Genomic DNA, 9026 nt, shown 5'->3' with positions numbered 1-9026 from the left:
CCGCGTGAACCACAGCATCGGGAACAAGAACAGCGCCGCACCGGCCAGCGTGATCACCAGCAGCTCGGCGCCGTGGCGCGTCCACAGGCCGTCGGCCACCGAATCGCTGAACGACGACCACACCAGCGCCAGAATCACCGCCCGGTCGAAGATGCTGGTGTAGGGCTTGATCTTGGCGAACCACGCGCCCCACCAACGCCGCAACACCTGCCCCGCCGCAAACGGCAGCAGCAGCAACTGCGCGATGTTGAGCATGGTGTGCCCCAGGTCGATGGGGTGTGCCGACGCGCCAGACAGCAGGCTCACCAGCAGCGGCGTCATGAACACCCCCAGCAGCGTCGACAAGCTGGCGTTGAGCACCGCCGCGGCAATATTGCCCCGCGCCAGCGCCGTCATCGCCACCGACGATGACACCGTGGACGGCAGCGCCGCCAGATACACAAAGCCCGCCACCAGCTCGGGCGACAGGTGCGGCCCCGCCGCCCAGCCGGCCAGCGCCCGCAAGGCCACGCACCACAAGGGGAACGCGACGTAAGTGCAGCCCTGCACCAGCAAATGCAACCGCCACTTGGCCGCGCCGGCCTTGAGGCTCTCGGTCGACAAGCCCATGCCGTGCAAGAAGAACAAGGCAAAGATGCCGAGGTTCGTGACCTGATCGAGGTGCAGCCAGCCGCCGGTGCGCGCCACGTTGGGCAGCAGCGAGGCCACCAGCACGGCGGCGATCATGCCCAGCAAGAACCAGTCGAGCGCGCCGCGTTGGGCGGCGCCGACCCGCGCCAGACTGCGGCGCGACGAAGCGAGGGGCGAGATGAAGGGCGAGCGCGGCAAGGGGCACAACCTGTTCAACAGCTAAAGCCCGCCAGTTTATGACGCTGCAAATGAGGTTTTGCTCTTGGCTTAGAAGCCCCTCGCCTGCAGAATCAAGCGCGACCTCGCCCCCCAACCCCTTGCCGAACTGGAGCCCGCTCATGGCCAAAGCTGCCGCATCCCGCCCCCAGCATGCCGCCCCCCAGCATGCCTTCGCCAAGACCTTGAAAACCTTCAAGACGGCATCGGGCAAGACGGGGCAGTTCTACTCGCTGCCCGAGTTGGCCAAGCAGTTCCCCAATGTGAGCAAGCTGCCGGTGTCCGTCCGGCTGGTGCTCGAGAGCGTGCTGCGCAACTGCGACGGCAAGAAGGTGACGCCCGAGCACGTGGCCCAACTGGCCAACTGGAAGCCCACCGCCGCGCGCACCGACGAGATCCCCTTCGTGGTGGCCAGAGTGGTGCTGCAGGACTTCACCGGCGTGCCGCTGCTGGCTGACCTGGCCGCCATGCGCAACGTGGCAAGCAGCCTGGGCAAAGACCCCAAGACCATCGAGCCGCTGGTGCCGGTGGACCTGGTGGTGGACCACTCGGTGATGATCGACCACTACGGCAACAAGAAGGCGCTCGACCTCAACATGAAGCTCGAATTCGAGCGCAATGAAGAGCGCTACCAGTTCATGAAGTGGGGCATGCAGGCCTTCGACACCTTCGGCGTCGTGCCCCCGGGCTTCGGCATCGTCCACCAGGTGAACCTCGAGTACCTGGCGCGCGGCGTACACAAGACCGCTGGCGGCCCCAAGGGTGATGTCTACTACCCCGACACCCTGGTCGGCACCGACAGCCACACCACCATGATCAACGGCATCGGCGTGGTGGGCTGGGGCGTGGGCGGCATCGAGGCCGAGGCCGGCATGCTCGGCCAGCCGGTCTACTTCTTGACGCCCGACGTGGTGGGCTTCGAGCTCACCGGCCAGTTGCGCGAGGGCGTCACCGCCACCGACCTCGTGCTCACCGTCACCGAGTTATTGCGCCGCGCCAAGGTGGTCGGCAAGTTCGTCGAATTCTTCGGCCCCGGCACGGCCAGCCTCGCCCTGCCCGACCGCGCCACCATCGCCAACATGGCACCCGAATACGGCGCCACGATGGGCTTCTTCCCGGTGGACGACAAGACCATTGAGTACTTCAAGGGCACGGGCCGTACCAAGGCCGAGATCGAAGCTTTCGAGGCCTACTTCAAGGCGCAAAAGCTCTTTGGTGTGCCGAAGAGCGGTGAGATCGACTACTCCAGCGTCGTGAAGCTCGACCTGGGCACGGTGGCGCCCTCGCTGGCCGGCCCCAAGCGCCCGCAAGACCGCATCGAGATCGGCAAGCTCGCCGGCACGTTCGGCGAGCTGTTCAGCAAGCCGGTAGCCGACAACGGCTTCAACCAACCGGCCGACAAGCTGGGCCAAGCCTTCACCACCAGCAAGGGCACGACCATCAAGAACGGCGACGTGCTGATCGCCGCCATCACCTCGTGCACCAACACGTCCAACCCCGGCGTGCTGCTGGCCGCGGGCTTGCTGGCCAAGAAGGCCGTCGAAGCCGGGCTGAAGGTGCAACCCCACGTGAAGACCTCGCTGGCCCCGGGCTCGCGCATCGTCACCGAATACCTTGAAAAGGCGGGCCTGCTGCCCTACCTCGAAAAGCTCGGCTTCAACGTGGCGGCCTATGGCTGCACCACCTGCATCGGCAATGCGGGCGACCTGGCGCCGGACATCAACGAGGCCATCACCGCCAACGATCTCGTGTGCGCCGCCGTGCTGTCGGGCAACCGCAATTTCGAGGCGCGCATCCACCCCAATCTCAAGGCCAACTTCCTGGCCAGCCCGCCGCTGGTGGTGGCCTACGCCATCGCCGGCAACGTCACCAAAGACTTGATGACGCAGCCCGTGGGCAAGGGCAAGGGCAAAGATGGAAAACTGCGGGACGTGTACCTCGGCGACATCTGGCCGACCAGCGACGAGGTCTACAAGCTGATGAAGTTCGCCATGAACCCCAAGGCCTTCAAGAGCAACTACGAGAAGGTGAGCAACAAGCCCGGCAAGCTGTGGGACGCCATCAAGGGCGGCAAGGGGCAGGTGTACGCGTGGCCCAAGAGCACCTACATCGCCCGGCCGCCGTTCTTCGACGGCTTCGAGATGACGCCCTCGGCCGCGGCCAGCGGCGTGAAGGGCGCGCGCATCATGGCGCTGTTTGGCGACTCGATCACCACCGATCACATCTCGCCCGCCGGCTCGATCAAGGCGTCGTCACCTGGCGGCCAATACCTGACCGCACATGGCGTGGGCACGGCCGACTTCAACAGCTACGGCTCACGGCGCGGCAATCACGAGGTGATGATGCGCGGCACCTTCGCCAACGTACGCATCAAGAACCTGACGATCCCGCCCAAGGCCGACGGCTCGCGCGAAGAAGGCGGCCTGACGCTGTTCCAACCCGGTGCCGAGAAGATGTTCATCTACGACGCGGCCATGAAGTACATCGCCGCCGGCACGCCCACGGTGATCTTCGGCGGCGAGGAATACGGCACCGGCTCGAGCCGCGACTGGGCGGCCAAGGGCACGCAGCTGCTGGGCATCAAGGCCGTGGTGGCGCGCAGCTTCGAGCGCATCCACCGCTCCAACCTCGTCGGCATGGGCGTGCTGCCGCTGCAGTTCAAGGGCAACGACAGCTGGGACAGCCTGGGCCTCAAGGGCAATGAGCTCATCGACATCGACCTGGGTGGCGACATCAAGCCGCAGCAAGACGCCCAGCTCGTGATCACCAAGCCCGACGGCAGCCAGCAAAAGGTGACGCTGACGCTGCGCATCGACACGCCGATCGAGGTGGACTACTACCAGCACGGCGGCATCCTGCCGTTCGTGCTGCGGCAGTTGCTGGCGGCTTGATCGCCAGGGCGGGGATGCGCCTCGTCACGCCCCGTGCGGGTGAGGCGCCCCCACTTCCTTGATGGCCGGCGCGCTGTCGCCGAACAGGATGGGCAGGATGGCCGCCTGCTCGGCCCGGCCACGCCGGATGAGCCAGTCGTGGCCATGCGGCAGCAGCCGCGCCGTGCGGTGGATCAGCTGATTGCGCGGAATGGCGATCAGCGGGTACCACGGCAGCTGCCACACCGGCAAACCCAGCGAGCGCAGCGTGGCGTTGTCCATGCACGCGCGCGCCAGACTGAGCTGCAGCCATTTGGCGGTGTGCTGACGCAGCGTCTTGAAGGTCGGGTAGCTGCGGTTGAGCGGCTCGTCGGCCAGGCTGCGGGCCAGGCGCTGGCTGTCGGCGTCGGCCATGGGCTGCGAGAGCAGGTTGTGATACAGCATATGCGTGGCCGAGTTCTGGGCGTCTGCGGGGTCGTGCAGCATGTCTTCGGCCACGCCGTTGACCCAGGCGATGTAGCGCCACAGGTGCATCACCGCGTCGCGCTCGTCGGCCGTGAGCGGCACGCCCACCAGGCGTTGCGCCAGCAAGAAGACGGCGCTGAAGCCGAAGTAGGTGGCCTGCATGTCGGTCTGGTTGACGGGCAGGCCGAGGTAGTCGGCATCCCAGTCCGGCAGCTTCTGCACGTGACTGCGCACCATGCCGTGGATGAGCCGCACGCGGATGGTGTTCTTGAAGCCGGCGCCAAAGCGCTGCATGCCACCCACGCTGGTGACGTCGAACCACCACTTGGTGGTTTCGGCCACGCGGCGGCTGGCGCCTTTTTCGAGCGTGCCGGTGGCCAACAGGGTGCGGTTGACGGCCGACATCTGGTAGCCCGCCATCAGCCCGGTCACCAGCAAGGCGCGCATGCCGTCGAGCCCGGCCACGGCACAGGCGCGCGCACCTTCGTCCATGCGGGCGTCGTCTACCCAGGCCGGGCGGGCGTCGATGTGAGCGAAGAAGTCGCGCAACGGCTGGGGTGCGTCGGGCACCGCCTGGATGCCTCGCTCCAGCGCCATCTCGAACAAGGGGCGAGCCGTCTTCATGCCGGTGGCGAACATCCAGCTCACCAGCCGGTCGACGGGCTCGTCGCCGCGCAACAGGCCCTGCCCGATGTGTGCCCACTGCTCGGGTGTGGGGTCGCGCCGCAACTCGCGCGGCAGCTGGCCCATGATGGCTCGCGCCACGCGCCGCGCCGTGGTCTGATCGCGCCCGTGGCGGGTCGGAATGGCGGGGGCGGCCTGGTCGGCCAGTTTGGGTTGTGCGCTCATGGATGGATCTCCTCGGAGGTGCTTATTCGTCAACGAACAAATCGATGATCGGGGTGATGCCCGGCGTGACCAGGTAGCCGCTGAAATCGGTGACGCCCGCCTCGCGCAGCACGGCTTCGTCCAGATAGTTCTGGCCGGTGTGGGCGCGGGCGTCGCTGGTGAGGATCGCGTAGGCCGCGTCGGCCATGATCTGTGGCGTGCGGCCCATCTCGCCAATGCCGGCCTGCGCCACCTTGAGCGCCGACGTGGCGATGATGGTGCGCGGCCACAGCGTGTTGACGGCAATGCCCTCGCCCTTGAACTCTTGCGCCAGGCCCATGGCGATCAGGCTCATGCTGTATTTCGACGTGGTGTAGGCCGGGTGCAGCCCCAGCCACTTGGGCGCCAGGTTGAGCGGCGGCGACAGCACCAGGATGTGCGGGTTGGCGGCCTGCTTGAGGTGCGGGATGCACGCCTGCGAGCAGACGAAGGTGCCGCGCACGTTGATGTCCATCATCAGGTCGTAGCGCTTGAGCGGGGTGTCGAGCGTGCCGGTGATGCCGATGGCACTGGCGTTGTTGACCAGAATGTCGATGCCACCAAAGTGCTCGGCCGCCTGCGCCACGGCGCGCTGCACCGCAGCCTCGTCGCGAATGTCCACCGCCAGCGGCAGCGCCCGGCCGCCCGCCGCCACGATCTCGTCGGCAGCGGTGTAAATGGTGCCGGGCAGGCGCGGGTCGGGCTCGGTGGTCTTGGCGGCCACCACGATGTTGGCGCCGTCGCGCGCGGCGCGCAGCGCGATCTCTTTGCCGATGCCCCGGCTCGCGCCGGTGATGAATAGGGTCTTGCCTGCCAGGGTGCTCACAACGGGTCGTCCTCTCACGTCGAACATGCAACCAATGCGTCAAAGATAGGCGGCACCATGCCGCTTCACTTGGACTAACTGGCTACCTAGGGGTTAGCGATAGAAAAGTTTTTCCAAAACTTTTCAAGCATACCCGCACGACGACCTGGGGCGAGCGATCCGCTCGCGCCCTCGGGCGCACCCGCCCCGACGGGTCAGCTCTTGGGCAAGGCCACCGGCGTGGCCAGTTCTTCGAGGCTCTGGCCGCGCTCGCGCAGCAGGGCCTCCAGCGCGGGTAGCAGCGGACCCAGGCGTTCGTCGATCGCGTTGCGCACGGTGTCCACGAAGACTTGCGTCGAGCGCTCGATCTCGACGTTCAAGCGGGCGCCAGCGCCCTTGTCGCCAAAGGTGGTCTGGCGCAGGGTTTCGGGAATGAGCCAGACCTCGAAGCACCCGGCGCGACGGTCTACCTCGGCCACCGTCAGGCTGGCGCCGTTGATGGCGATGTAGCCCTTGGCGAACACGTAGCGCAGGTGGGACTCGGGCACCGCGATGCGCAGCACATGGTTGTTTTCAGGCTGGCGCACCTCGACCACCGTGGCCGTGAAGTCGACATGGCCCGACAGCGGGTGCCCGCCGATCTCGGCGCCGTCCTTGGCGGCACGCTCCACATTGATGCGGTCGCCCGGCTTGAAGTCGCCCAGGGTGGTGAGCTTCAAGCTCTGCTGCATCACGTCGAAGTCGGCGGCGTCCGGCCCGCGCAGGGTCGTCACCGTGAGGCACGCGCCGTCGCAGGCCACGCTGGCGCCGATCTCGAGGCCCACGGCAAAGCCCGTCGGGAAGTTGAGCGTGAAGGTGCGCAGACCCGGACGGTCGGTGATGGCGGCGATGGTGGCCACGCCTTGAACAATGCCGGTGAACATGATGCGGACAGCGCTGGCGGCTGCGAAGTTGCAAAACTTGTCGCTGATCGGCAAGCCGTCAGCGGTAAAACGCCTCGACCTTGCCCTTGAGCTTGAGCAGCAGCGGGTTGCCCTTGCGGTCCAGCGCCTTGCCGGCGGGCACGCGGATCCACCCTTCGCTGATGCAGTATTCCTCGACGTCGGAGCGCTCCGCGCCGTTGAAACGGATGCCGATCTCGTGCTCGAAGACGGCCGCCACGTGATGCGGGCTGCGCGGGTCGATGGACAGGTGGTCGGGCAGTTCGGGGCGCGGGGTTTGAGAGCTCATGCGATGAGAGGCTAGGCAGATGAAAGCTGGCCTGCCCGGAGGGACTCGAACCCCCGACCTACTGCTTAGAAGGCAGTTGCTCTATCCAGTTGAGCTACGGGCAGTCAGACCAAGCCGAGAGTTTAAGCGCGACGTGGTGGGCGCCAGCGGGTGAGCAGCAGCGCGTTGGTCATGACGCTCACCGAGCTCAGGGCCATCGCGCCACCGGCGATCATCGGGTTGAGCAGACCGGCCGCAGCCAGCGGGATCCCGACCACGTTGTAGAAGAAGGCCCAGAACAGGTTCTGGCGGATCTTGGCCCAGGTGCGCGCCGAGATGTCGAGCGCGGCGGGCACGAGCAACGGGTCGCCGCGCATGAGCGTGATGCCGGCCGTGTGCATGGCCACGTCGGTGCCGGTAGCCATGGCCAGGCCCACGTCGGCGGCGGCCAGCGCCGGGGCGTCGTTGAGGCCGTCGCCCACCATGGCCACCGTGGCGCCGCCCTGCTTCAGCGCCTGCACTTGGGTGGCCTTGTCTTGCGGCAGCACTTCGGCGATCACGTCGGCAATGCCGAGTTCGCGCCACACACTTTGCGCGGCGGCACGGTTGTCCCCCGAGATCAGCACCGAGCGCACACCCAAGGCACCGAGCGTGGCCACGGCCTGCGCCGCGCCGGGCTTGATGCGGTCGCTGAAGGCCAGCAGGGCCACGACGCGAGCGGCCTCACTCGCCTCGCCATCGGTTGCCCCCCGAACCAGCCAGGACACGGTCGCGCCCTGCCCCTGAAGCGCGGTCAGGAGAGCCTGCCAGGTCGGATCGCTCAAGGTTCGATTCAAGCCGCGCGACGCCAACCCGGGCGAGCTGACGATGGCCCAGGCCTGCCCCTCAACCTGCGCTTCAACACCCTGCCCCGCCACAGCCTGGACCGCGCTCACCGACGCCGATGGCAACGGGCTCAGACCGCGCTCGCTAGCCGCCGCCACCACGGCCCGCGCCAACGGGTGCTCACTGCCTTGCTGGATGGCTGCGGCCAGGGCCAGCGCGCCGGCCTCGTCCAGCCCCGCGTCGGCGGCCAGCTCGAAGGCCACGAGTTGCGGGCGACCGATGGTGAGCGTGCCGGTCTTGTCGAAAGCGACGACGCGCACGCGGTGCGCGACTTCGAGCGCCTCGGGGTCTTTGATGAGAATGCCGTGGCGCGCCGCCGCGCCGGTGCCCGCCATGATGGCCGCCGGCGTGGCCAGGCCCAGCGCACACGGGCACGCGATCACCAGCACCGACACGGCATGGATCAGCGCTGGCTCCAGGCCCGCGCCACGCCACAGCCAGCCCACGGCAGTCAGCAAGGCGATCACAAGCACCACCGGCACGAAGACGGCCGACACGCGGTCCACCACGCGCTGGATGGGCGCCTTGGCCGCCTGGGCATCGGACACCATGCGGATGATGCGCGCCAGCACGGTCTCGGCCCCCACGGCGCGTGTGAGCAGCAGCACGCGCCCGCCGCCGTTGATCGAGCCGGCCGTGAGCCGGTCACCGCGCGCCTTGCTCACGGGCAGCGGCTCGCCGGACAGCATCGACTCATCGACCTGCGTCTCGCCCTCCATCACCTCGCCGTCCACCGGGATGCGCTCACCGGGGCGTACCACGAGTTGATCGCCCACCACCACGCGCGCCAGGGGCACGTCCTGCTCGGTGCCGTCTTGCAAGCGGTGCGCCACGTCGGGCCGCAACGCCGACAGCGCCCGGATCGCGGCGGTGGTCTGGCGCTTGGCGCGCGCCTCCAGCCATTTGCCGAGCAGCACCAGGGTGATGACCACGGCGGCCGATTCAAAGTAGAGATGCGGCATGTCGTCGGCTGCCGTCCACCACAACCAGCACGACAAGCCCCAGGCCGCGCTGGTGCCCAGCGCCACGAGCAAGTCCATGTTGCCGCTGCCGGCACGCAAGGCCGCCCAGCCAGCGCG

The 9026-nt window shown here is 67.6% G+C and carries 7 protein-coding genes and 1 tRNA gene; 1 reads left to right on the top strand and 7 read right to left on the bottom strand.

Features of this window, described 5'->3' with window-relative positions; genetic code table 11:
• Window positions 1-828: bile acid:sodium symporter family protein (locus ACE3SS_RS13760; RefSeq protein WP_374594880.1), on the bottom strand; the 828-nt coding region annotated here is incomplete at its 3' end.
• Window positions 829-968: 140 nt separating this feature from the next.
• Between ACE3SS_RS13760 and acnA the strand changes: the two genes are divergently transcribed.
• On the top strand, window positions 969-3737 hold the full coding sequence (gene acnA, locus ACE3SS_RS13755; RefSeq protein ID WP_374594878.1) for an aconitate hydratase AcnA: 2769 nt from the start codon (window positions 969-971) through the stop codon (window positions 3735-3737).
• A gap of 24 nt (window positions 3738-3761) precedes the next feature.
• On the opposite strand, the gene ACE3SS_RS13750 is transcribed toward acnA, so the two are convergent.
• The 6 genes from ACE3SS_RS13750 to ACE3SS_RS13725 all read right to left on the bottom strand — a co-directional run.
• Window positions 3762-5030, bottom strand: coding sequence for an oxygenase MpaB family protein (locus ACE3SS_RS13750; protein WP_374594876.1), 1269 nt, complete (start codon window positions 5028-5030; stop codon window positions 3762-3764).
• Window positions 5031-5052: 22 nt separating this feature from the next.
• Window positions 5053-5874, bottom strand: a complete 822-nt coding sequence (locus ACE3SS_RS13745) for an SDR family oxidoreductase (protein WP_374594874.1) — start codon at window positions 5872-5874, stop codon at window positions 5053-5055.
• 194 nt (window positions 5875-6068) lie between these two features.
• Entirely contained in the window at window positions 6069-6776 is a 708-nt protein-coding gene (locus tag ACE3SS_RS13740; RefSeq protein ID WP_374594872.1) for a riboflavin synthase subunit alpha, read from the bottom strand.
• Window positions 6777-6834: 58 nt separating this feature from the next.
• Window positions 6835-7083, bottom strand: coding sequence for a DUF3297 family protein (locus ACE3SS_RS13735; RefSeq protein ID WP_374594870.1), 249 nt, complete (start codon window positions 7081-7083; stop codon window positions 6835-6837).
• 27 nt (window positions 7084-7110) lie between these two features.
• Window positions 7111-7187: transfer RNA gene (locus ACE3SS_RS13730), tRNA-Arg, on the bottom strand.
• Between the two features lie 18 nt (window positions 7188-7205).
• On the bottom strand, window positions 7206-9026 hold a 1821-nt coding region (locus tag ACE3SS_RS13725), incomplete at its 5' end, for a copper-translocating P-type ATPase (RefSeq protein WP_374594868.1).

The organism is Aquabacterium sp. (genome assembly GCF_041915145.1).
Lineage (GTDB): Bacteria > Pseudomonadota > Gammaproteobacteria > Burkholderiales > Burkholderiaceae_C > Aquabacterium.
This window is presented reverse-complemented; position numbering and strand designations above follow the sequence as displayed.

Coding starts and splice junctions, on each gene's coding strand:
- ACE3SS_RS13740 (WP_374594872.1), bottom strand. CDS start 6,776: ATGTTCACCGGCATTGTTCAAGGCGTGGCCACCATCGCCGCCATCACC.
- ACE3SS_RS13750 (WP_374594876.1), bottom strand. CDS start 5,030: ATGAGCGCACAACCCAAACTGGCCGACCAGGCCGCCCCCGCCATTCCG.
- ACE3SS_RS13735 (WP_374594870.1), bottom strand. CDS start 7,083: ATGAGCTCTCAAACCCCGCGCCCCGAACTGCCCGACCACCTGTCCATC.
- acnA (WP_374594878.1), top strand. CDS start 969: ATGGCCAAAGCTGCCGCATCCCGCCCCCAGCATGCCGCCCCCCAGCAT.